Origin of the sequence: Microbacterium sp. B35-04, assembly GCF_010634885.1 — a bacterium.
Classification (GTDB): Bacteria; Actinomycetota; Actinomycetes; order Actinomycetales; family Microbacteriaceae; genus Microbacterium.
In genome coordinates this window covers 1-22,025 of the sequence record NZ_MWLP01000089.1, presented here as the reverse complement: position 1 = coordinate 22,025, position 22,025 = coordinate 1, and the positions used below count along the sequence as shown (strand labels likewise).

At 69.7% G+C, this 22,025-nt stretch carries 25 protein-coding genes and 2 pseudogenes; 14 read left to right on the top strand and 13 right to left on the bottom strand.

The annotated features are described in order from the left end of the window. Both B1729_RS17005 and B1729_RS20815 read right to left on the bottom strand, forming a co-directional pair. Positions 1-271 (bottom strand): annotated as a pseudogene (locus B1729_RS17005) (ATP-dependent helicase); the annotation flags it as partial. An 847-nt stretch (positions 272-1,118) separates the two neighbouring features. Beyond that, positions 1,119-1,448, bottom strand: a complete 330-nt coding sequence (locus B1729_RS20815) for a resolvase (protein WP_239525564.1) — start codon at positions 1,446-1,448, stop codon at positions 1,119-1,121. A 102-nt stretch (positions 1,449-1,550) separates the two neighbouring features. Between B1729_RS20815 and B1729_RS16995 the strand changes: the two genes are divergently transcribed. Further along, positions 1,551-2,171 carry an antibiotic biosynthesis monooxygenase gene (locus B1729_RS16995; RefSeq protein WP_239539693.1) on the top strand — a complete coding sequence of 207 codons (621 nt, stop codon included), beginning with the start codon at positions 1,551-1,553 and terminating at the stop codon, positions 2,169-2,171. A 126-nt stretch (positions 2,172-2,297) separates the two neighbouring features. Further along, on the top strand, positions 2,298-3,383 hold the full coding sequence (locus B1729_RS16990) for a DUF998 domain-containing protein (RefSeq protein ID WP_163616030.1): 1,086 nt from the start codon (positions 2,298-2,300) through the stop codon (positions 3,381-3,383). A 48-nt stretch (positions 3,384-3,431) separates the two neighbouring features. Here the strand turns inward: B1729_RS16990 and B1729_RS16985 are convergent, their stop codons facing one another. Next, positions 3,432-3,755 (bottom strand): antibiotic biosynthesis monooxygenase family protein, encoded by a 324-nt coding sequence (locus B1729_RS16985; protein WP_163633953.1) that lies wholly within the window; start codon positions 3,753-3,755, stop codon positions 3,432-3,434. Between the two features lie 288 nt (positions 3,756-4,043). Here B1729_RS16985 and B1729_RS20660 point away from each other — a divergent pair, with 288 nt between their 5' ends. The 5 genes from B1729_RS20660 (at position 4,044) to B1729_RS16960 (ending at position 5,844) form a co-directional block, all read left to right on the top strand. Continuing rightward, positions 4,044-4,211, top strand: coding sequence for a hypothetical protein (locus tag B1729_RS20660; protein WP_204259966.1), 168 nt, complete (start codon positions 4,044-4,046; stop codon positions 4,209-4,211). 26 nt (positions 4,212-4,237) lie between these two features. After that, entirely contained in the window at positions 4,238-4,408 is a 171-nt protein-coding gene (locus tag B1729_RS16975; protein ID WP_163616027.1) for a hypothetical protein, read from the top strand. Between the two features lie 93 nt (positions 4,409-4,501). After that, a complete protein-coding gene (locus B1729_RS16970) occupies positions 4,502-4,732 on the top strand; it encodes a YkvA family protein (protein WP_163633951.1) in 231 nt (76 codons plus the stop codon). 34 nt (positions 4,733-4,766) lie between these two features. After that, complete coding sequence (locus B1729_RS16965) at positions 4,767-5,204, top strand: VOC family protein (protein ID WP_163616107.1); 438 nt, start codon at positions 4,767-4,769, stop codon at positions 5,202-5,204. Positions 5,205-5,247: 43 nt separating this feature from the next. Next, positions 5,248-5,844, top strand: a complete 597-nt coding sequence (locus tag B1729_RS16960; RefSeq protein ID WP_163633949.1) for a class I SAM-dependent methyltransferase — start codon at positions 5,248-5,250, stop codon at positions 5,842-5,844. A gap of 1,220 nt (positions 5,845-7,064) precedes the next feature. On the opposite strand, the pseudogene B1729_RS16955 reads toward B1729_RS16960, so the two are convergent. The 6 genes and pseudogenes from B1729_RS16955 to B1729_RS16930 all read right to left on the bottom strand — a co-directional run. Continuing rightward, positions 7,065-10,139: pseudogene (locus tag B1729_RS16955) on the bottom strand (efflux RND transporter permease subunit); the annotation flags it as partial. A 117-nt stretch (positions 10,140-10,256) separates the two neighbouring features. Then, the gene (locus B1729_RS16950; RefSeq protein WP_163633945.1) at positions 10,257-10,634 is read right to left on the bottom strand and encodes a CrcB family protein; all 378 of its coding nucleotides are present in this window, start codon (positions 10,632-10,634) and stop codon (positions 10,257-10,259) included. Next, entirely contained in the window at positions 10,631-11,044 is a 414-nt protein-coding gene (locus B1729_RS16945) for a CrcB family protein (protein WP_163633943.1), read from the bottom strand. The genes B1729_RS16950 and B1729_RS16945 overlap by 4 nt, the downstream gene beginning before the upstream one ends. 124 nt (positions 11,045-11,168) lie before the next feature. After that, positions 11,169-12,137 (bottom strand): DNA topoisomerase IB, encoded by a 969-nt coding sequence (locus tag B1729_RS16940; protein WP_163633941.1) that lies wholly within the window; start codon positions 12,135-12,137, stop codon positions 11,169-11,171. A 90-nt stretch (positions 12,138-12,227) separates the two neighbouring features. Continuing rightward, a complete protein-coding gene (locus tag B1729_RS16935; protein WP_163616016.1) occupies positions 12,228-12,494 on the bottom strand; it encodes a Rho termination factor N-terminal domain-containing protein in 267 nt (88 codons plus the stop codon). A gap of 36 nt (positions 12,495-12,530) precedes the next feature. Beyond that, a complete protein-coding gene (locus B1729_RS16930; RefSeq protein WP_163633939.1) occupies positions 12,531-13,418 on the bottom strand; it encodes an SDR family oxidoreductase in 888 nt (295 codons plus the stop codon). A 211-nt stretch (positions 13,419-13,629) separates the two neighbouring features. Between B1729_RS16930 and B1729_RS20655 the strand changes: the two genes are divergently transcribed. After that, positions 13,630-13,794, top strand: coding sequence for a hypothetical protein (locus tag B1729_RS20655; protein WP_204259965.1), 165 nt, complete (start codon positions 13,630-13,632; stop codon positions 13,792-13,794). Between the two features lie 82 nt (positions 13,795-13,876). Here the strand turns inward: B1729_RS20655 and B1729_RS16925 are convergent, their stop codons facing one another. Further along, positions 13,877-14,680, bottom strand: coding sequence for a MerR family transcriptional regulator (locus B1729_RS16925; protein ID WP_163633937.1), 804 nt, complete (start codon positions 14,678-14,680; stop codon positions 13,877-13,879). Between the two features lie 267 nt (positions 14,681-14,947). Between B1729_RS16925 and B1729_RS16920 the strand changes: the two genes are divergently transcribed. Further along, positions 14,948-15,901 (top strand): DUF4097 family beta strand repeat-containing protein, encoded by a 954-nt coding sequence (locus B1729_RS16920; RefSeq protein ID WP_163616011.1) that lies wholly within the window; start codon positions 14,948-14,950, stop codon positions 15,899-15,901. Continuing rightward, positions 15,901-16,509, top strand: a complete 609-nt coding sequence (locus B1729_RS16915; RefSeq protein WP_163616010.1) for a PadR family transcriptional regulator — start codon at positions 15,901-15,903, stop codon at positions 16,507-16,509. Before B1729_RS16920 ends, B1729_RS16915 begins: the two co-directional genes overlap by 1 nt. A 152-nt stretch (positions 16,510-16,661) precedes the next feature. Here B1729_RS16915 and B1729_RS16910 read toward each other — a convergent pair whose 3' ends face one another. After that, positions 16,662-17,201: a universal stress protein gene (locus B1729_RS16910; RefSeq protein WP_163616008.1), complete on the bottom strand. Its 540-nt coding sequence runs from the start codon at positions 17,199-17,201 to the stop codon at positions 16,662-16,664. 168 nt (positions 17,202-17,369) lie between these two features. On the opposite strand from B1729_RS16910, the gene B1729_RS16905 reads away from it, so the two are divergent. Continuing rightward, the gene (locus tag B1729_RS16905; RefSeq protein WP_163616007.1) at positions 17,370-17,564 is read left to right on the top strand and encodes a DUF3073 domain-containing protein; all 195 of its coding nucleotides are present in this window, start codon (positions 17,370-17,372) and stop codon (positions 17,562-17,564) included. Between the two features lie 136 nt (positions 17,565-17,700). Here the strand turns inward: B1729_RS16905 and B1729_RS16900 are convergent, their stop codons facing one another. Further along, positions 17,701-18,087, bottom strand: coding sequence for a TIGR02611 family protein (locus tag B1729_RS16900; protein ID WP_239539692.1), 387 nt, complete (start codon positions 18,085-18,087; stop codon positions 17,701-17,703). Positions 18,088-18,139: 52 nt separating this feature from the next. Next, the gene (locus tag B1729_RS16895; RefSeq protein WP_163616005.1) at positions 18,140-19,396 is read right to left on the bottom strand and encodes an MFS transporter; all 1,257 of its coding nucleotides are present in this window, start codon (positions 19,394-19,396) and stop codon (positions 18,140-18,142) included. Positions 19,397-19,574: 178 nt separating this feature from the next. Between B1729_RS16895 and B1729_RS16890 the strand changes: the two genes are divergently transcribed. The 3 genes from B1729_RS16890 (at position 19,575) to B1729_RS16880 (ending at position 21,955) form a co-directional block, all read left to right on the top strand. Further along, positions 19,575-20,432, top strand: coding sequence for an alpha/beta hydrolase (locus B1729_RS16890; protein ID WP_163616004.1), 858 nt, complete (start codon positions 19,575-19,577; stop codon positions 20,430-20,432). 32 nt (positions 20,433-20,464) lie between these two features. After that, positions 20,465-21,256 carry a strictosidine synthase gene (locus tag B1729_RS16885; RefSeq protein WP_163633935.1) on the top strand — a complete coding sequence of 264 codons (792 nt, stop codon included), beginning with the start codon at positions 20,465-20,467 and terminating at the stop codon, positions 21,254-21,256. A gap of 96 nt (positions 21,257-21,352) precedes the next feature. Continuing rightward, a complete protein-coding gene (locus B1729_RS16880; protein ID WP_163616000.1) occupies positions 21,353-21,955 on the top strand; it encodes a TetR/AcrR family transcriptional regulator in 603 nt (200 codons plus the stop codon). The last annotated feature ends 70 nt before the right edge of the window (positions 21,956-22,025 follow it).

Below are 22,025 nucleotides of genomic sequence, written 5' to 3'. Positions count from 1 at the left end.
ACGAACGCGCCGGACGGTCGTCGCGGGCGTGGGTGCGGATAGCGCGGGCTTCGCCGCGGCCGGCACGCTCCTGGGCGTTCCAGCGGCGCTTGGGCGAGGCATCCGCCTCTTCGGGTCGGTGGCCGCGGTGGCCGGCGCTGCGGCTGCCTGTCTGACCCGCCGACGACTCGCCCGGGCGGCGCTTGCGATCCTGGTAGCTGGACTTCGCGCCGTAGCGGGGTTCGAAGTTCTTGGCGGGGCGGCCGCCGGCCGGCTTCTTGTTCTTGGGCACGGTTTGTCCTTCTCTGGGTTGTTCTCGCGGAACAGCACTCCCCCGCGCGCGTGCGTGCGATGCCGCCCACGGCGGCGAGGAGTTACCCGGACTGTTCGTCGGCCGGGGGCCATTCGATGTGATGGTCGTCAGGGCGGACGCGCCCAGACCATCGGCCCCAAAGACTCACAAACCCGATCCGCGCATAACGCGTTGTCCAGAGCCGACCGCGCCAGCGTACCAATGCCGCCTGCACAGCCGCTGAGCGCGAGCGCAGAATCGATTCGCCATCAGCCGGACATTCTCCCTGGAGGCCGGGCTACTGTTTGACTCAGCGGCTCGCGGCTGAACAGCGTTTTTTGCTGATCAGCGCTATCTGCTGAACTGGGGAATTGTCGTCAGAGCCGGCGGACCCCGGGGTCGGGGTCTATTGGGGGATGTCGGCACACCGGGGGCGTCGTATAGAACCGATCGTGAGTCGAATGCCTCCCACGACCCTTTTCGACGCAACCAGCGGTCAAGCCGCGGCGCCTCGCGCGATCGCGCCCGCCGCCCGACCGGCTCGCGCGCATGCCGCGTCCCGCCGCACGGCAGCCTCGCCCCCGACGGTGTCCGAGCCCTCGACCGCCGATGACGCCGACCTGCCGAGGCTGGGCACAGCGCCCGTCCGCACCGACCCGTCGCTCCTCGCGCACCGCGTCGGACGGCTCGCCGTGCTCTCGCTCCCGGTCGGCGTGCTCGTCTCACTGCTCGCCAGCCATGACCCGACGTGGTGGCATCACCACTTCTCCCAGCTGGGGACGCACTCCGACTTCTCCGGCCGGACGTTCAACACCATCGTGATCTTCTCGGGGTTCTTCCTGGCTGCCTACGGCGTGCTGGTCGCGGTTGCGCTTCCCGCCGGCATGAGCCGCCGCAGGGCGCGCGGCTTCCGCGGGTCGATCGTGTCGGCCGGCCTCCACCTCACCGGCGTGGGGCTCGTTCCCATTCCGGTGAGCGTCGTCATGCACGACATCATCGCGGCCTGTTTGGGGCTGTCGTTCCTTGCGACGGTCGCCACCGGCCTCGCGATCCCCGGTCGCAGCCGACGGTTCCGCCGCATCACCGTCTTCTGCGTCGCGCTGCTCGCCGTCGGCATGATCGTGCTGACCGCCGGGTTCATCACGCTCGCACTGTTCGAGTTGGTCGCGTTCGTCACGATGGGCGCCTGGCTGCTGGCTCTTCCCCGCACACTGGCGCCCCCACCCGTCGGCGCCCGCCGGCGCGTCGCGGACGCCCGCACCACCGCAGAATGGATGCCATGGCAGACCCCGTGGCCCACCCCATCACCGTTGCGATCGAACGACGCATCGACCCCTCCCGCACCGCAGAAGCCACGAGCTGGATGCAGGCAGGAACCGATCTCGCCGCCGGCTTCGCGGGCTTCCTCGGTTCCGGCTGGGTCCGTGCCGGCGAGAGCAGCGACCTCTGGTACATGCTCTACCGCTTCCGCGACATCCCGACCCTCGAGGCCTGGGAGGATTCGCCGCAGCGCTCGTGGTGGCTCGATTCCGGCCGCGCCTTCGCGAACGAGGTCCGGGTCGAGCGACGCACCGGCATCGAGGGGTGGTTCGACGCTCCGTTCGCGACCAACGTCGAGTCGCGGCATCCGGCTGTCTCCACGGCACCGTCCACCGGACCGGTCCAGCAGCCGATCCCACCCGCCCCGGCGCGCTGGAAGCAGGCCGTCACGATCTGGCTCGGCTTCTTCCCCACGAATCTCCTCGCGTCGTGGCTCCTCGGCTTCGTTCCAGGGTTCGCGGAATGGCCGCTGATCGCGCGCGTGCTGCTCACGACGGTGCTGCTCACCCCGGTGATGACGTACGCGGTGCTGCCATGGGTGACACGGATGCTGCGCCCCTGGCTGCAGCGCGGCGCCTGAGCGGCGCGACATCCGTCAGCCCGAGCCTCCCTCGCCGGAGCATCGAGACGCGGCCCGTGGCATCCGTCACCGGATCGTGTCGCGCCGAACACCCCGGACGGCCGGGAGCGGTCGTACTCTGACCTCGTGAGCACCACGAACACCTCGACCCTGCCCGCGACGGCAGCACCCACACCCGGCCGCCGTGCGGAGTCTCAGGCGGTCTACGCCGGGCTCATTGCCGGCGCGATCGGGGCGGTCTACGGCCTCCTCGTCGGCGTGTTCGCGCCGGATCTGCAGCTCGCCGGCCAAGCCGACTCCTTCGCGGTATGGGCGGCGTGCGGCGCGGCAGTGGTCGCCGCCGCCGCATCGACGGCCGAGTACTGGCGCGCGCGCAACCGTCCCGGGCAGGAGTGGCGGCAGACACTGCCGTCGTGGAAGTTCATCGTCAACACCATCTCGGTGGTCATCGTCCACACAGCGCTCGCCTTCGTGGCGGTGTACGCGCTGTATCGCGTGCTCGCCATGGGCTTCATCGGGCTGCCGATCGTGACGTTCTGGGCGGTCGTGCTGATGGCGGTGACACTCGGCATCACCACGTGGATCGTGTTCCTCTCGGTCTCGGCGATGACGACGCAGCGCATGTCATCGCTGCTGCTCGCGTTCATCGCCATCGGCACGCTCACGGCCATGGTCACGACGCCCGACCCGAAGTGGTGGACGATCCACTTCAGCCATCTCGGCTCCTTCGAGGACGACCTGTCGAGCTGGGTGTTCAACGGCACCCTCATGGCAGCGGGTCTGCTCGTGACGACCTTCGCCGTCTACATCGCCAACGACATGCGCGCCCTCGCGGCGGCGGGCGTGCTCGAGAACCCGCGCGGACCGCGCATCGTCTCCGTACTCTTCGCCATCATGGGCATCATGCTGGCGTGCGTGGGCGTGTTCCCCGTCGACGTGAACCTCGCGCTGCACAACCTCTCGGCATCCGGCATGGCGGCGATGTTCCTCGTCCTGCTCATCGGCGGGCCGAACTTCCTCCGAGGGATGCCGCGCACCTACTTCGTCGCGTCATGGGCATTCCTCGCGGCCATGGTGGCCTCGGTGATCCTCTTCATCCCCGCGATCGGCTTCTTCTCGCTCACCGCGTTCGAGATCATCGTGTTCGCGCTGATCTTCGGCTGGATCGCGGTCTTCATCCGCTTCCTCGGCGTCGCCGGCCGCCCGGACTGACGGGGACGGTCCCGACGCGGGCAGTTCAGCGCGCGACGCCCGTTGGTGTCAGGACGGCGCCGGGGCCGAACCGTCGCGCAGCGGCGACCCGACGACATCGAACTGAAAGCCGCCGAAGGCGCCGGAGAGCATCGGGCGGGCATCCGCGATCGAAGCCTGCACCTCCGGGAGCGCCAGCGAGGCACGATGCGCGTCGGCGCTCTCCCACAGCTCGACCACGTAGACCGTGTCGGGATCCGCGTCGTTCACGCCCACCTCGTACAGGAGGCAGCCGACTTCCCGCAGGTGGTCGCTCCGGCGCGTGAGGTGGCGCACGAGCTCGTCCCGCTTGCCGGGAGCGGCACCCAGACTTCCTGCATTCGCGAACACCATGCGTCGACGGTAGCCCCATGCTCCGACAGAGCGTCCGCCGCCGTTGCTCATGTGCTCGTCGTCGGAGCCGGGCCTGCGGGGCTCGCCGTCGCCGCCTGTCTGAGACGCGAGGGGATCGACGCGCTGATCGTCGACCGCGTCGTGAGCTGCGGCGCGCGGAGCTCCGCGCGTCCTGACACCGCTGCGGGGTGAGGGAACTGTTCCTGCCGCGCCGCTCCGCCCTTGTCAACCGGGGTCCGTGCGCCCGCGCGTGGACGTACGTTTCCCCTGAGGACGAAGGAGCATCACATGGACCGCAACGCAGAAGAGCCGAAGACGGACGACGAGGGCACCCGCAAGCCGGGCGGCCTCGGACGCGACGGGACGATCCCCGACGCGCCCGATGGGGTCGCGGCGGGCCACACGGGCGTGCCGTCGACGTTCGAGCCGGAAGAGGACGAGAAGGCCGACCGCTAGGCGGCTCGGCCGCGAAGGAGAGTGTGATGACCGACAGCTTCGTTCCGCGCCTGTCCCCGGAAGACAGCAATCCCGCCAGCGATCTCAAGACCGACGTCATCAAGGATGTCGAACGCGAGCACACCATCACCGGCGACTTCGTCGGGCCGCGCAGCGACGAGATCCCCGACGACGAGTCGGATCAGGGCGAGCCGTGACCCGCTGACCGCGGGCTGTGCATCCCCTGACTGAACGATCACGATTCCGTCTCGACAGGCCCCCGGGCGTGCGGGGCACGCACACTGGGGTGCATGTGGTGGAGGTTTCTCAGGGCGGTCAAGCGCCGCGAGCATCGTGTCGCACCGACGACATGGGTCGTGGCGATCGCCGCCGTCGTCTACACGTTCGCGCCGATCGACCTGATTCCCGAGCTGCTCCTGGGGCCGCTCGGCTTCGCCGACGACATCGGCGTGTGGGGCACCTTCGCCGTGCTCTTCGCCCGTGAGCAGCACCGCTGGCAGGTCGGCCTCACGTCGCACTAGGAGTGCGTCGGAGCCCATGAGTAGCATGCAGCTCATGGCCATCAAGCTCGAGAATGTCGGCATCGCCGTGCGCGACATCGACGCGGCGATCGCTTTCTTCACGGACCTCGGCCTGACGGTCCTCGGCCGCGACACGGTCAGTGGCGAATGGGCCGACACCGCCGTCGGCCTCGAGGGCAACCACGCCAAGATCGCCGTGCTCCAGACGCCCGACGGTCACGGTCAGCTCGAGCTCTTCGAGTACATCCATCCCGACGCCATCGAGACGGAACCCACCCTTCCGAACGAGATCGGCATGCACCGCGTCGCTTTCTCCGTCGACGACATCGACGAAGCGCTCGCGATCGCCGCGAGGCACGGCTGCCACCCGCTGCGCGGGGTGGCCACCTATGACGACGTCTACAAGCTCACCTACCTCCGCGGTCCCAGCGGCATCCTGGTGATGTTCGCCGAGGAGTTGAAGAAGAGCTGACCGGCGATCGCCCGACCGACCAGATTCGCGGAAGGACCACCGGGTGACCGACGAGTCGAGATCTCTGTGGGATCGCGAAGCGCTGACGTTCGACGACGCGGCCGATCACGGCCTGCGTGATCCGGAGACCCGTCGCGCCTGGGCCGATCTGCTGCTTCCCCTCGTAGGAGATCCCGGCCGCCACGTCGCGGACCTCGGATGCGGAACGGGCACGCTGTCGGTCCTCCTCGCGGTCGAGGGCAGGCACGTCGTGAGCGGTGTCGACTTCTCGCCCGAGATGGTGCGACGGGCCCGCGCGAAGGCGGAGGGCATCGTGCCGGCACCGGTCTTCACCGTGGCCGACGCCGCGAACCCGGGTCTCCCGGCCGGCTCGTACGATGTCGTCCTCGCGCGGCATGTGCTGTGGGCGATGCCGGATCCGGCAGCCGCGCTGGCGACCTGGATCGGCCTGCTCGTGCCCACCGGCGTCCTGATCCTCATCGAAGGCCGATGGCATACGGGCGCCGGGCTGAGCGCAGCGGAATGTGCGGAGCTCGTCGGTCGGTTCCGCGACGACGTGCTGCTGCGGCCGCTCGACGACGCATCGTTCTGGGGCCGCCCCATCGACGACGAGCGGTATCTGATCGTCAGCAGGAGCTGAGCTCGGCGCGGGTCAGCCACTGCAACTGAGAAGGGGACGGATGCCGCTGCTCGCGGCATCCGTCCCTTCAGGCTCGTTCGAGACCGGAGTCAGGTGTCGTGCCGACGCTCGCCGTGTTCGCCGTCGCGGTCGGAAGCGGGCTCCTCGTCCGTCTCGGGACTCTCGATGGATCCCGGCTCGGCTTCGGCTTCGGCCTCCGTCTCGGCGGGTGAGGACTCGGGGCGAACCTCGTCCTCGTGGGTCGCGTCGCCCTGCTCGGGCTCCGGCTCCTCGGACGTACGGGCCTCGTCCGCGACGGACTCGGATTCCGCATCGCGGACTTCAGCCGCACTCTCGGCCTCGTCGGCGGACTCCGCCTCGGGCTCATCCTCTGAACCGGTCGACACCTCGGGCTGCACCTCGTCCACCGCGCGGTCGGGCTGCGCTGCCGCCTCGTCCTCCGCGATCTCGGGCTGCTCTGCCGCCTCGTCCGCCGCGGTCTCGGGCTGCTCTGCCGGCTCGACGTCGGATCCACCGAACGCACCGGTCTCACCTTCGGCACCGACCGGTGCGACGTCTGCCACATCGGCGTCCGCCTCGGACGCGTCACCGCCCGTCACGTCGGGCTCGGTCACGGTCTCGGTCTCGCTCTCTACGGCATCCTCCGACGACTCGGACGCGTCGAGTTCCGGCTCGGTCACCGGTGCATGCGCGGCGGCATCCTGCCCATCGGCATCCGGGACCTCGTTCGGCTCCGCGACCGCGTCGCCCGAGGGCTGAGCGGTCGGCACAGCGTCGATGACGGGCACCTCGAAGTCGGCCGACGAGTCAGCGCCGGCGGACGCCGGAGCCTGCTCCTCGGCCTCCGCGGGCACGTCGTCAACGATCGCCGGAGCGGGTGCAGAGTCCGACACCTCGACGTCGGGTCCCTCCTCGATCACCGGCACGGCGACCTCTGCCACGCCGCCGCGCTCGCGCTGGCGACGCTGGCGCCGGGTCTCGAGGGCGGCCGCGCCTGCGGCACCGGCCGCGACACCCGCCGCGCCGGCACCGGCCGCACCGGCGCCTGCCGCACCGGCGCCTGCCTCGCCGGCCCCGGCCGCCGCGGCGCCCGCGCGTGCACCCGCGCCGACACCGGCGCCGACGAGTTCGCGCTCGTCCACGGCATCGGTTCCGCCCGCCGGGCCGTCACCCTCAGGGGCCGGACCGCCGTCGCCGCCGTCCTCGTCACCGCGGTCGCGACGACGCGCTGCGCGCCGCTCCTTCGCGCCCTCGACGAGGTTGTACAGCGTCGGCAGCACGAGCAGCGTCAGCACGGTCGACGACACCAGGCCGCCGATCACGACGATCGCGAGCGGCTGCGAGATGAACCCGCCCTGACCCGTGATGCCGAGCGCCATCGGCGTCAGCGCGAAGATCGTGGCGAGCGCCGTCATGAGGATGGGGCGCAGACGGCGAGAGCCACCGGCGACGGTCGCGTCGTGCGCGCTGAGCCCCTTCTCGCGGTACTGGTTGACGAGGTCCACGAGCACGATCGCATTCGTCACCACGATGCCGATGAGCATCAGCACGCCGATGAGCGACGCGACGCCGAGCGGCACGCCCGTGATGATCTGCAGCAGGATCGCACCGGTCGCCGCGAACGGCACCGAGACGAGCAGCAGCAGCGGCTGGCGCAGCGACTTGAACGTGGCCACCATCACGATGTAGACGATCAGGATGGCCGCGAGCAGGGCGAGGCCGAGCTGCGAGAACGCATCCTGCTGCTGCGTCACGACGCCGCCGAGCGTCGCGTCGGCCGACGCGGGCAGGTCGGCGTCCGCGAGGGCTGTCGTCACAGAGGCGGAGGCGGTGGCGAGGTCGTCGGTCGACGGGGTCACCGTCACGGTCGACGTTCGCTCGCCGGCCTCGGTCGTGATCGACGTGGGGCCCTCGCTCTGTTCGACCGTCGCGACCTCCTCGAGCGCGATGGGGCCTGTGGCGCTGGGCACCTGCAGCTGTCGCAGCTCGTCGAGCGACGCCGGGGTCTCGGAGGCGGCGAGGTACACCGTGAGCGACGTGTCGTCGATCTCGACCGTGCCGATGGACTGCGGCTGCATCGTGTTCGACACCAGCGCGCCGACCGCGACCTCCGACAGGCCGAGCTGCGCCGCCTTGTCGCGGTCCACGGTCACGGCGATGTAGGGCAGCGACGCCGCGAGGTTGCTCGAGACCTGGCCGACGCCCTCCGCGCCGTCGACGGCGTCGATGACGGCATCCGTCGCGGTCTGCAGGGTGTCGGAGTCGGGGGCCGTGACGTCGATCGCGATGTCGGTCGAGCCGAAGCCGCCGCCGCCCGCCGCGACGGTGATCTCGCCCGCGTCGTCGAGGTCGGCGACCGCCTCCTGCACCTCTTCGCGCAGTGCCACCTGGTCGGCGCCGGAGTCGGTGGTGATCGAATACGTGATGCCGCTGCCGCCACCCGAGAACGCGTCGCGCAGCGCCGAGCCGCTCGAGCCGATCGACACCTGTACGGTTTCGATGCCGTCGATGCCGAGGAGCACCTCTTCGACCTGCTCCGCGGCGGCGCTCTCGGCCTCGAGCGAAGGCGCCGGACCGATGTCCTGCGTCATCGTGAAGGTGTTCTGGCCCGAGTCGCCCAAGAAGTTGGTCTTCATGAACGGCGCGGCGGCGATCGTGCCGACGAGCACCAGCACGGCGAGTGCGAGCGTCACCCACGAGTGCTTGAGCGTCCAGCGGAGGATCGGCAGGTACGACTTCTGCAGGCGGCTCGGCGGGGCGGCCGGGTCTTCGGGGTCGATCGCGACGCCCTCGGCGTCGAGGATCTGCTTGCCGGGCTTCAGGAACCAGTACGCGAGCACCGGCACGATCGTCAGCGCGACGAAGAGCGACGCCGTCATCGCGATCGTGACGGTCATCGCGAACGGACGGAAGAGCTCCCCCGTGACGTCGCCGACGAACGCGATCGGCAGGAAGACCGCCACGGTCACGATGGTCGACGCCGTGATGGCCGAGGCGACCTCCCGGACGCCGCGCAGGATGGCGGTCTTCTTGTCGGAATCGCCGACGTAGTGCCGCTTGATGTTCTCGATGACGACGATCGAGTCGTCGACGACGCGCCCGATCGCGATCGTGATCGCGCCGAGCGTCAGGATGTTCAGCGAGTAGCCGAACGCCTGCAAGCCGATGAAGGTGATCAGCAGGCTTGTCGGGATCGAGATCGCGGCCACGAGCGTCGAGCGCACCGACAGCAGGAAGACGAAGATGACGAGGACGGCGAAGACGAGGCCGAGCAGGCCCTCCTTCGCGAGCGTGTCGATCGATTCCTGGATGTAGGGGGCCTGGTCGAAGACGACGGTGAATTCCGCGCCGTCGAGGGATTCCTCGAGGTCGGGAAGGATCGCGAGCACGCCACGCGACACGTCGACGGTGTTGGCCGAGGGGAGCTTGGTGACCGCGATCGTCAGCGCCGGTTCGCCGTTCACGCGTGAGACCGTGGTGACCGGGTCGGTCTCCTCGACGACGGTCGCGACATCCGCGATGGTCGTCGCGCCGCCCTGGAACTGGTCGGCCGTCGAGGGCACGAGCGGCAGCGCCGCGATCTCGTCGACCGTCGTGATCTTCGAGCCGGTCTGCACCGTGAGCGTCTCGTCGTTCTCGGTGACCTCACCGCCCGGGAACAGCACGCCGTTCTGCTCGAGCGCGTCGCTGATCGCCTGCTGCGTGAAGCCCGCCGCGGCGAGCGCCGCCTGGTCGGGGGTGATCGTGACCCGCTGGCCGACGCCGCCGACGATCTGCGCGGCGTTGACCCCGTCGACATCCTCAAGATCCGGGACGACGGATGCCTCGAGCTGAGCTTGGATCGTCGCCTCGTCGTCGTAGCCGGTGATGGCCAGCTGGATCACCGGGAAGTCGTCGATGCTCGCCGAGATGACGCTCGGATCGACCCCCTCGGGCAGCTGGCTCTTGATGCGGTTGATCGCCTGCGTCATCTTCTGCTCGGCGGTCGCGAGGTCGGTGCCGTAGGTGAAGGACGCCTGCACGATCGAGGCGTTCGTGGTGCTCGTGGCCGTCGACGACTCGAGCCCCGGCACGCCCTGGATGGCGGTCTCGATGGGCACCGACACGTCGTTGCTCACGACCTCGGGCGACGCACCCGGGTAGGTCGAGACGACGATGAGTGCGGGGAACTCGATGGAGGGGATGAGTTCTTGCTTGAGGTTCGTGAGCGCGAGTCCGCCGAAGATGGCGGCGACGATTGTGATCAGAGCGATCAGAGCGCGGTTCTTGAGACTCAGGACGGCGAGGTTCGACACACGGAGGCCTTCGCTGGTGTGGTGGTGCAAGGGATGCGGGAGCCCGCACGATACGGAGATGTATCGGTTGTCAGTATTTCATGCAGTTCTCATCTGAGATTCCCGAGCCCTCCACGCTCAGAGCGCCGCGATCCACCCGCCGAGCAGGAGTCCCAAGCCCGCGGCGAGCACCGCGAGCGCGAGCGTGCCGAAGAGGTTGAGTGCGGCTTCCCGCCGGCGTCTCCGCTGGGCGAGCAGCACGGTCTCGACGGAGACGGTGCTGAAGGTCGTGTAGCCGCCGAGCAGGCCGAGACCGAGAACCAGCGACAGCTCGGGGGCGATGGCGGCACCGAGCCCGGTGATCACCCCGAGGGCGAAGGACCCCGAGACGTTCACCACGAGGATCCCCCACGGGAACCCCATGCCCCTCACCGGCGTGAGCAGCCGATCGACGATGTAGCGGAGCCCGGCGCCCACGCCGCCGGCGAGTGCGGCGAGCAGCAGCCAGGGGCTCACTCGGCGTCCTCGGGGAGTTCGATCCGAGCCGGTCGGTCCGAGATCCGGCGTCCGAGGAAGAGTCCGGCGAGCGCTCCCGCGACACCTGCGACGACGGATGCCGCGGCCAGCCCCGCCGCGAGCCACGGCGTCGTGACCCACAGCGCCGTCGCGACCGCGAACGCGCTGTAGGTCGTGAAGCCGCCCAGGATCCCCGTGCCGAGGAAGGCGCGGGCGAGCGGGCGGCGGTCGTCGAGCCAGCCGACCACGATCCCGAGGATCAGGGATCCGGCGACGTTGATGCCGAGCGTCACCCACGCCACGGCGGCCGGATCATCGACGGGCGCGACGAGGACCGCACGCGCAAGCACGCCGATCGCCCCGCCCGCCACGGTGACCCCGAGCACGCGCGGGTCGACGGGCTGCGGCATCCCTTCACGCTACTCCGCCACCCCACGGCCCCTGAGCGGCACTCCACGGTCCCCGAGCTCGCCGAAGGGCGCCTCGACAGGCTCAGCGACCGGAACCCCACGGTCCCTGAGCCTGTCGAAGGGCTCAGCGCCCCTGGCGGAGCAGGCCGCGGATCGCGGACTCGGGCGTGATCGACAGGTCGAGAAGCTGGCCGTCTCTGTACCGGGCGAACACGCGCGGGTCGATGTACGAGCCGCGCGCGACCGAGGGCGTGTTGCCGAGCGCCTCGGCGGTGACGCGCACCGCCAGCACCTCGGCGCGCTTGAGGTCGGTCTTCGTGTCGACCGTGCCGATGCGCGCGAGCGCCTCGGCGGCGAGGATGGTTCCGCGCAGGGTGCGGAAGTCCTTGGCGGTGAACCCGCCTCCGGTCAGCGAGCGCACGTACGCGTTCACCTCGGCCGGAGTGAGCGGCATGCGGCGTCCGCCGCGCTGCCACGCGAGCAGCGGCGAGCGGGGCCTTCCCGCCGCGAGCAGTTCGATGACAGCGGCGAGTTCCACGTCGTCGATCTCGAGAAGCTGCCGTTTGCCGCTCTTGCCCGGAAAGGAGAACGTGACGACGGATGCCTCCACCGTGGCATCCCGTCGCTGCAGGGTCGTGAGGCCCCGGCTGCCGTGCGCGGCGAGGTAGCGCTCCGAGCCGATGCGCGGCGCCGCGTCGTCGAGGAGCCGGAACGCGACCGCCAGCACCCGTTCGCGGTCGAGCGCGTCCCGTCGCAGCGACGTGGTGACCCGGGCGCGGGCGCGAGGCAGGGCCTCGGCGAGCGCCAAGGCTCGCGCGAACTTGCCGCGGTCGCGGCCGGCGGTCCAGTCCGCGTGATAGAGGTACTGCCGTCGGCCGGCGTCATCGACGCCGACCGCCTGGATGTGCCCCTCTGGCCGCACGCTGATCCACACGTCCTGCCAGGCGGGCGGGATCACCAGCGCCTGGATGCGGGCCAGATGTCGCGGCGCCGGCGCACGGCCCTTCGCATCGAGGTAGCGGAACCCGGAACCCGCACGCAGCCTGCGGAAGCCCGGGTCCTCGTAGGGGCGCACGCGGACGAGCTTCGGCATCCGCTCACGCTACCCGGGTCGTCGGTCCCGCCGGAGCGCCCGTCGATGGACTCGACTGCGCGCTCGGCGGCGGGAACGGCGACCACGCCGTCAGTGGTTGCGAATCATCGCGACGAGCTCGGACTTCTTCTTGCCCGAGTACCCCTTGAGGCCGAGCTCCTTCGCGCGCTTTCGCAGCTCGGGCACGGTGCGCTCGTCGTAGTCCTTCGCCTTCGCGCCGCGCCGGCCGACGGTCTTGCGGCCTTGGCTGGCAGCGGCATTCGAGATGCGCGCAGCCTTCTCCTTCGAAGCGCCCTCGTCGCGGAGCTCTTCGTACAGATCGCGGTCCTTGAGATTCGACCCGCGTCCTCCTGGCATGGCTTCCTCCTTCGGTCACCGCCTCGTGGGCGGATGTCACAGGCCCTTGCCCCCGGTCACCGGCAGGATCGCGCCCGACGTGTACGACGCGTCGTCGCTCGCCAGGTACACGTAGGCACCGGCGAGCTCAGCGGGCTGCCCTGCCCGTCCCAGGGGCGTGTCTTGGCCGAACGACTCGAGTCGCTCGGCATCCCATCCGGTCGCCGGGATGAGGGGTGTCCAGATCGGTCCCGGGGCGACGCCGTTCACACGGATGCCCTTCGGGCCCAGCTCCTGCGCGAGCGCCTTGATGAAGGCGACCTGCGCGGCCTTGGTCATGGCGTAATCGATCAGCCCCGGCGACGGGTTGAACGCCTGGATCGAGGTCGTCACGATGATCGACGACCCGGGTTGCATGTGCGGCACCGCGGCACGCGCCGTGAACATCTGCGCGTACAGGTTGGTGCGGAACACACGGTCCCACTCGGCGGTCTCGAGCTTCTCGATGCCCTCGCGGTCCTTCTGATACGCGGCGTTGAGCACGAGCACGTCCAGGCCGCCGAACTCGCCGACGGCGCGGTCGACGATCTCGGCACAGAAGTCCTCTTCCTGCAGGTCTCCGACCATGGGCAAGGCGCGCGCCCCCGCCTCGGTGACCCAGCGGGCCGTCTCATCGGCGTCCTCCTGCTCCTCGGGCAGGTACGTCAGCGCGACATCGGCGCCTTCGCGTGCGAACGCGATCGCCACGGCACGGCCGATGCCGGAGTCGCCGCCGGTGATGAGGGTCCTCCGTTCGGTCAGGCGCAGCGCGCCCCGGTACGAGCGCTCGCCGTGGTCCGGTTCCGGGTGGGTCTCCTCCGTCAGACCGGGCTGCTCCTGCTCCTGCGGCGGGAACGAGCCGTCGTGGTGGGCGGTCGTCGGGTCGGTGGAGGCCGATGTGCTCATACCCGCGAAAATACGGATGCGCGAGGATGCGCTCACGGGGCTTGACATCGCCGCCCGCCGGCCGTATCACCGGTCGGCCGGCCGACTTATCACCGGAAAACCAGCGCCGTCAAGCCCCTACGGGCCGCGTCGCCGGGGTGCCACTGTCGATTCATGCCCACGAGGCATGCGGTGCATTCCCTGCATCGACAACGCAGAAGGAGAACGTCCCATGAACCTCGCCCTGATCATCATCATCGTCGTCGCGATCGTGCTCGCGATCGTCGGCGGCCTCAACTCCGCACTGAGCTGGCTGCTGTGGGTGGCCATCATCATCGGAGTCATCGCGCTGATCGCATTCCTGTTCAGAGTGATCAGCGGGAACCGAAACACCTGATCTGCACCACAGTCGTGAAGACAGCGGATGCCGCGGCCGGAGTGGGCCGCGGCATCCGTCTGTCCGGCAGGTGCCCTCGCGCCTACAGGTGCGCTTCCGCGTAGACGCGGAGCGCGTCGCGCACGAACTCTGCACCGCGGGTGCCGCCGTCGGTCGTCGCCCGGGCGCGAAGCGCTTCCGAACTGTACTGGGCGCCGAAGCGCGGATCGGCCACGTACATCTCGCCGAGACCGAGCACGTAGCCCTTCACGTCGCCGCCCGGGGTGGACGCGGGCGTGCCCGGCACGCCGGTCAGCCACTCGACGTGGCGCTTCGCGAGCGCCTGAGCCTCGTCGCTGTCGGGTGCGATCCCGGCCTCCGCGGCCGCGATCCAATCGCGACCGAGGTCTGAGACCCGCTGCTGCCATGCGGCCTTCTCGTCGGCGCTCATCGAGCGCCACCAGCGGTCGCTGTCGGCGTACGCCTTCTTTCCCCAGCGCTCTTCGACCTCGTCCTTGTACTGCGTGTGGTCGAAGCCGTCGAACATGTTCTCTGCCATCATTCCTTCACCTCCTCTCATTGCGTCGATGGTGTGCTGCACCGACGCGATCTGTCGCGCCAGCCGGTCCTGCTCCTGACGGAGCCACGCCAGGTGGGCCTCGAGAGCCGACTCCTCGCCGGTCTCCCGCTCGAGCACATCGGCGATCTGCGGCAGGCCCAGTCCGAGCTCGCGCAGCAGCAGGATGCGCTGCAGGCGCACGAGCGCCGCCCGGTCGTAGTACCGGTAGCCGTTGTGGCCGATGCTCGACGGTGGAAGCAGCCCGATGTCGTCGTAGTGACGCAGCGTGCGGCTGGTGGTGCCCGCCAGCTTCGCGATCTGCTGGATCGACCATTCGTCCTGGTCCATGTCGCCTCCCCTCTTGGTTCGTCGACCACGTTAAAGCTTGACGCTGCGTCAAGGTCAAGCCCGGACATCCGCTTGCTGCGCGGTTTGGGGCGCGTCGCGTGCACTTGGAGCGCCCGGCGTGCGCCCCAGTGTCCGCGCTGCGCCCCAACCCGGAAGAACCTGGAGATTCGAAACCCGGCCTTGACAGACTCGCGATATATCGTGTTACCCTGGGCTCACGCGATATATCGCGATATTGAACCCCCGAGATACGCAGGAGAAACAGTCATGACCCTGGAGAAGTGGATCATCCACCCGGGCGAGACGCGCGTCATCGACATCGAGACCGTGCGCACGCTCAAGATCGGACTCGTCGGCGGGCAGATCGACGTGATCGCCCACGACGAGCCCGGCATCCGCATCGAAGTTCACGACGTCACCGTCAAGGACCTCCGCATCGAGGTCGCGGACGACCACGTCGAGATCGACCACCCGCAGCTGCGCTGGGACAACTTCCTCGAGGTGTTCCGCAACTTCGGCGCCGGCGGCCCGAAGGCCGAGATCAGCGTCGCAGTCCCCCGCGAGGTCGCCCTCACCCTCGGGGTCGTCAGTGCGAGTGCCCTCGTCTCGGGCCTGCGCGGCGACGCATCCCTCAACACCGTCTCGGGCGACATCATCGTCGACGGCCTGAGCGGCGACCTCTCGGTCAACGCCGTGTCGGGCGACGTGCAGGTGCGCGAGCTCGTCGGCGCGCTCAACGCCAACAGCGTCTCGGGCGACGTCGCTGCGACCGGCACGCTGCGCAAGGCCACCATCGACACTGTCTCGGGCGCGGTCCTGGTCGACTCGACCGGCGACATCCTGTCGGTCGGCCTCAACACCGTGAGCGGCAGCTCTACGGTGCGCCTCGACGAGGGCTACCCGGCCAACTACGTCGTCCGCAGCGTCAGTGGCCGCGTACAGGTCGACGGCGTCGTCCGCTCGGGCAACGGCACGGGCCCGACAACCAACTTCGCCGGCTCGGTCGGCGAGCTCAGCGGCAGCTTCGCCGATGTGCGCGCCCACAGCGTCTCGGGCGACATCACGGTGCTGCGACGCGCGGCCACCCCGGCTGCGGATGCCGCATCCCCGGCGTCCGAAACGCCCGCTGCATCCACGCCGACGGCCCCCGGTGGAGACGACGGCACCGATGACTCGGCAGCCCGTGAAGCGGCGGCCGGCTTCGACCGAGGAGAGCTGTGATGACCCCGGTCTTCTCGCACGGCGATCTGCGCCTGTATCTGCTGAACCTGCTCGATGAAGGTCCGCGCCATGGCTACGACATCATGCAGGCCCTGTCGGACCGCACCGGGGGCACCTACACCCCCAGCGCCGGCACCATCTATCCGCGCCTGGCGAAGCTCGAAGAGGAGGGACTCGTGACCAAGTCGGTCGACGGCCGCAAGACCGTGTACGCGATCACCGAGGCCGGCCACGCCGAAGTGCAGGCGCGCGCGGGCGACCTCGTGGGCATCGAGGCGGGACTCGCCGACTCAGTGCGGCTCATCGCCGACGAGGTGCGCGGCAGCGTTCGCGAGGCCATGAAGAGCCTGCGCGCCGACCTGGCCGCCGCCTCTCACGACGAGCGCGAATCCACGCCCCAGGGCCCGCGCGAAGACGACCCGCGGGTGCGCAGCCGCGAGCAGATGCAGCGCCTCGACGCTCTGGTCAACGAGTTCCGCGCGAACCTGCGCGGCGACGTCCGCGTCCATGTGGCGCGCGGCGGCGACCTCGCGGCCTCGATCGTGGATCAGGTGGCGAGCGAGCTCGACCAGGTCGCCCGAGAGGTGACACGCGCGCTGCGCGGCTGAGGCCGTTCCGGTCGACGGCCCGGAGCATCTGCCCCGGTCGTTGAGCGAGCGAAGCGAGACGAAACGCCTCGGACCTTCTCGCAGGTCCGGGGCGTTTCGTCTCGCTCGCCGGCGCTCGCTCGCTCGCTCACCGACCGAGGATCTCACCCCGCTCAGGCGGGCCAGATCTCCTCGTCGTCGGGCACCGGCTCCCCGAGCGGCACGATCAGGATCGGGCGGTGCTGCCGGTGCGCGAGGCGCACGCCGACCGCACCGGTGAAGAACTCGCGGACCGACTCGCCGAAGCCGCGCTTGCGGGTGCCGACGACGATCAGCCGAGCGTCGACCTGATCGGCGAAGTGCTTGATCGCCATCGCCGGGTCGCCGACCAGCTGGCGCACCGTCCAGTGCGGCCAGGCATCGCCGAGAACGGATGCCGCGGCATCCTGCACCTTCGCCAGCTCACCCTCGCCGGCAGCGATGTTGATGTCGATGGGCGCCGAGTGGACGTACCCGTCGGGGTCCTCGTAGGTGACGAAGCGGGTCACGTCGACGTGGACCACGACCAGCGGCACCTGGAACAGCTTCGCGTAGCGGGCAGCCTCCTTGAGGACCCGCGGCGACTGGTCGGGGATCACTCCCGCGACCACCGCCCCATGGAGGCTCTCGTCGCTCGTCGCCTCGCCCTGGGGCTCGGATGCCTCATCGGTCATATGTCCGCACTCCTCCTATGCCCCTGGGGCCGCAGCGGCCGGGCTACCGGGGCTCCGTGTTATCCTGAATGCTACTCTTACCGGTTTAAAGCCGGATTCGTGAATGCCCGGGTTTGCGAGGCCCAGAGCCCGCAGAATAGCCCGCGACCTTAAATGAGGGGGTCTCGCATGGGGCGTGGCCGTCAGAAGGCGAAGCACACCAAGATCGCCCGTGAGCTGAAGTACGACACGTACAACGTGAACTACTCGGCACTCGAGCGCGAGCTCGGTCACCACGACGACGAGTTCGTCGACAAGTGGGCCGACCAGTACAACGACGAAGACGAGGACGAGACCTCGCCCGTCTCGTCGTCGCAGGCTTAAACTCCTCCGTCGCTCTCACCCTCACCCCGTGTTCGCGCGCGGGTGCAGGGTGAGTGGCGTGCGCCCGCAGCGCGGCACCCGCGTTCGGCCCGCGCGGTGGAGCCGGTCTGCGTGCCGCTAGGTGTACCCGGTACAGCTAGGCCGTGTCGCCCGCGCGGGCCGCGCGTCGCGCTCGCCACCGCGCCCAGAATCGGTCGAGCAGGCGCTTGAGCGCCGCGGCCGTTCGTCGCGCCCAGTGGAATTCCGTGCCGAGCACGGCGAGTCCGAGGAACACCACGAGCCATCCCGGTCCCGGCAGTGGCACGAGCAGCAGCCCGCCCACCGCGAGGATGCCGCCGACCGCGCCGACCCCGAACCGGTAGGCGCGGTTGAGCCGCGGATGCCCGTCGATCCAGCGGCGCGCGCGGCGCAGCATCCGCCGGATCGGACGGTCGGGCGCCTCGGCAGCGGCGATCTCGGTGCGCACGCGAGTCTCGAGAGTTGCAGGGGTCTCGAGGGGTCCCGGGGTCTCGTCGTTGGTCACGTCGGCGAACCTAACACGATATATCGCGAAGGGCCTGAGAACTTCGGATGCCTCACCAGGCGCCGTGGCGACGTTCCCAGTCGTCCTCGACGGTGTGCGGCTGCGCGGCGACGACGCCGGCAGGGATGGCGGCCGCCACGACGACGGCGAGGACGATGAGCGGGCCGGTCCAGGAGTCCGTCGCGTCGTGGAGGAGCCCGATGCCGACGGGGAAGACGGCGGCGATCGCGTAGCCGCCACTCTGCACGAACCCGCTCAGCGCCACTGCGCCCTCGTGCGTGCGGGTGCGCAGGCCGAGGAGCACGAGGATCATCGGGAAGAGCAACGGTGCGAGCCCGAGGAGCGCGACCCAGAGCCACGGCGCCACGGTGGGGACGAAGAGCAGCCCTGCGATGCCCGCGAAGCCCGTGCCGACGGCGACACCGAACAGCGCGCGGGTCGCGTTGCCCCGGGTGACCAGCAGGGGCACCGCCAGCGACGCCGGCAGACCCATGAACCCGAACAGCGCCAGCAGCACGCCTGCCACGACGGGGGTGACGCCCGCGATGTCGACGAGGATCGTCGGCAGCCATGCGAACGCGGTGTAGGCGAGACTGCTCGACACGGCGAACCCGACGAGCAGCGCCCACGCGACAGGCAGCCGCCACATGCGGCCGAAGGCGCGCGGGCTCGGCTGCTCGATGTCGTCATCGTCCGCGGCCGCCGCTTCGGCACGGCTCTTCTCGGCCGCGGCATGGCGCACCGCGAGGCCGATCCACGGGACGCTCGCGACCAGGGCGAAGACGGCCCAGAGCCCCAGCGACACGTGCCAGTCCGAGGCATCCGCCACCGGCACCGCCACGAGGGGCGGGACGAACGTCGCGAGCGCCATCGTCGTGGAGAAGACGGTGGTCATGAGCCCGACGCGATCGGCGAAGTACCGCTTCACGAGCGGCGGCAGCAGGATGTTGCCCACTCCGACTGCGGCGAAGATCAGTGCCGTGCCCGCCAGCAGCAGTCCCGAGCCCGGCGCCAGGCTGCGGACGATCAACCCGATCGCGACGACGACCATCGCGACGACTGCCAGGCGCTCGAGCCCGAACCGCCGCTCGAGGGCCGGCGTGAGCAGGCCGAACACGGCGTAGCAGACGGGCGGCGCGGTGCCGATCAGCCCGATGACCGCCGCCGGCACGTCGAAGTCGGCGGCGATGTGGTCGTACAGCGGTGACAGCGAGGCGACCGCGGAACGCAGCGAGAAGGCGAACAGCACGATGCCCACGAGGGCGAGCGCTCGACCACGCCAGAGGGGTCGGGACGAGGGGGAGCTCACCTGTCAACCCTAGGCGGCGCGAGAAGACCGACGGTCGCGGACGGCGGCGCCCGGCCTCCGCCCTTCGGCGCGTCGGGCTGGGTATTGACATTATTACTGAGGGCACTCATACTTGAGCGTACTCGGCATTGGATCCGATCCTCGCATCCGACCTTCCACGAACAGCAAGGAGAACCTCATGAGCACCACGAGCAGCGACCCGATCACGTCGTATGCGCAGGCACCGACCCGCACCCTTTCCACCGGCGGGGTCACGTTCGCCTATCGCGAGCTGGGACCGAAGGGGGGCGTCCCCGTCGTCTTCTTCGTCCATCTGGCCGCAACTCTCGACAACTGGGATCCGCGCATCGTGGATCCGATCGCGAAGGACCGCCACGTCATCACGTTCGACAACCGTGGCGTCGGCGCCTCCACCGGCGAGGTGCCGGACAGCGTCGAGGCGATGGCAGACGACGCCTACGCCTTCATCCGAGGGCTCGCATTCGACACGATCGACGTGTTCGCCTTCTCGCTCGGCGGCATGGTCGCCCAGGCGCTCGTGGTCAAGCATCCCGAGCTCGTGCGCAAGCTCGTCCTCACCGGCACCGGCCCCGCCGGCGGCAAGGACATCGACAAGGTCGCCGGCACCACGTACTACGACATCCTGCGCGCCACGCTGACGCGGTCGGACCCGAAGGAGTTCCTCTTCTTCAATCGCAACGCGACCGGCAAGCTCGCGGCCAAGGCCTTCGTGAGGCGCCTCCAGGAGCGCACCGTCGATCGCGATGCCCCCATCACGACGAAGGCGTTCCGGACGCAGCTCAAGGCGATCAAGAAGTGGGGGCGCTCCGCGCCGGCCGACCTCTCGAAGATCACCCAGCCCGCCCTGATCGCCAACGGCGACAACGACCGGATGGTGCCCTCCGTGCTCTCGGAAGACCTGCACCGCCGCATCCGGGGATCCGAGCTCGTCATCTACCGCGACTCCGGTCACGGCGGGATCTTCCAGTTCCACGAGCAGTTCGCGCCCGTCGCGGTCAGCTTCCTCGCCCGCTGACGGCACCCCGATTCATCGAGAGGAATGAGCACATGAGCGTCGCCCCCTACAAGAGGAAGCCCCTCACGTCATCGATCCTGCTGTGGGTCCGCACGGACCAACCCCGCCAGACCGGCATGGATCACTGGAAGGGCCCCCACTCGGGCATCATCTCGGCGACCCCCGGACTGGACGAGTACCGCCAGATCCACCTCGCCGAGCACAATCCCGGTCTGTGGCCGTCCACCCGCGGCATCGAGACGGCGATTCCCGCCGACCGCAGGATCGACGGCGTGGCCGAGGTCACGTTCCGGTCGATCGTCTCACCGCTGCGAGGTCGCGCGCAGACCAGGCTGGCGTTCAAGGACGAGATCAACGTCTTCCGGCGCACGCTCCTGTATGCGGGGCCGCCGTACTCCACCCGGTGGTATCGCGTGGCGGAGCCCGGCCGGAGACCGGGTGCGCGGGCCCTCGTCTACCTGCGGAGGCGGCCGGACGTCGGCGGACGCGCCTTCCGGAAGTTCGTCAGCCGGGAACTCGCACCCGCGCTCGCCGGCACCGGCGCACTCAGAGAGCTGCGGACCCAGACGTTCCTCCCCTGGAACGAGAAGCTCTGGGACACGCCGGACGTCGCCCACGACAACCCCGCCGATCAGCGCTTCCACGCCTCCGTCATGCTCGGCTTCGACGATGTGGCCGGCCGCGCGGCGTTCTTCGCGAGCCGAGACGTCGAGAGGCTCTCGAGCGCGCTCGCACCGCAGGTCTCGGCGGTCCACGCCTACGACGTGTCGGCAGCCCTGACCTACGTCAGCGGCGGCGTCATCCTGCCCCACTACCGGGAGTAGGCCGGTGCTGCCGCCCGGGCGGCAGACACCGAAGCCCACCCATTTCTGACTACAATCAGAAAGTCAGTCAGTTTCTGCACCCCGGAGGATCACGCCATGGCCATCGACACCCAGCCGGTCGGTCGACGCGAGCGCAACAAGCAGGACAAGCTGCAGCGCATCACCGCCGCGGCCCGCGAGCTCTTCACGCAGCACGGCGTCGACGACGTCACGACGCAGCAGATCGCCGACAAAGCGGACATCGGCACGGGAACGCTGTTCCTATACGCCAAGAACAAAGGCGAACTGCTCCTGCTCGTGCAGAACTCCAGCTACCTCGACGCCCTCGCCGAGGGCAGAGCCGCGGCCGAAGGCGTCGCTGATCCGCTCGAGGCGGTGATCGCGATCATCCGGCCGGTCGTCGAGTGCAACCGGGTGCAGATCGACAACGGGCGCACGTACCTGCGCGAGATCGTCTTCGGCGATCCCGAAGAGCCCCACCACCGCGAGGCGCTCGCCCTCACCGTGCAGACCGAAGAGGCGATCGCGACCGTCCTGCAGCGCGGCCGGCGCACCAGTCCGGACGATGCGGCCACGCTCGCGCACGTGGTCTCCGCCATCACGTTCGTCAGCATGGCGGCCACCGTGAACATCGCCCTCTCGGTCGACGAGATCGTGGACGACATCCGCCGTCAGGTGCGGGTGCTCCTCCCCGCCTGAATCCGCACCGCCGAGCCGCCGCAGCTGCCGCGCCCGAGGGCGTTTCGTCTCGCTCGTTCCTCACTCGCTC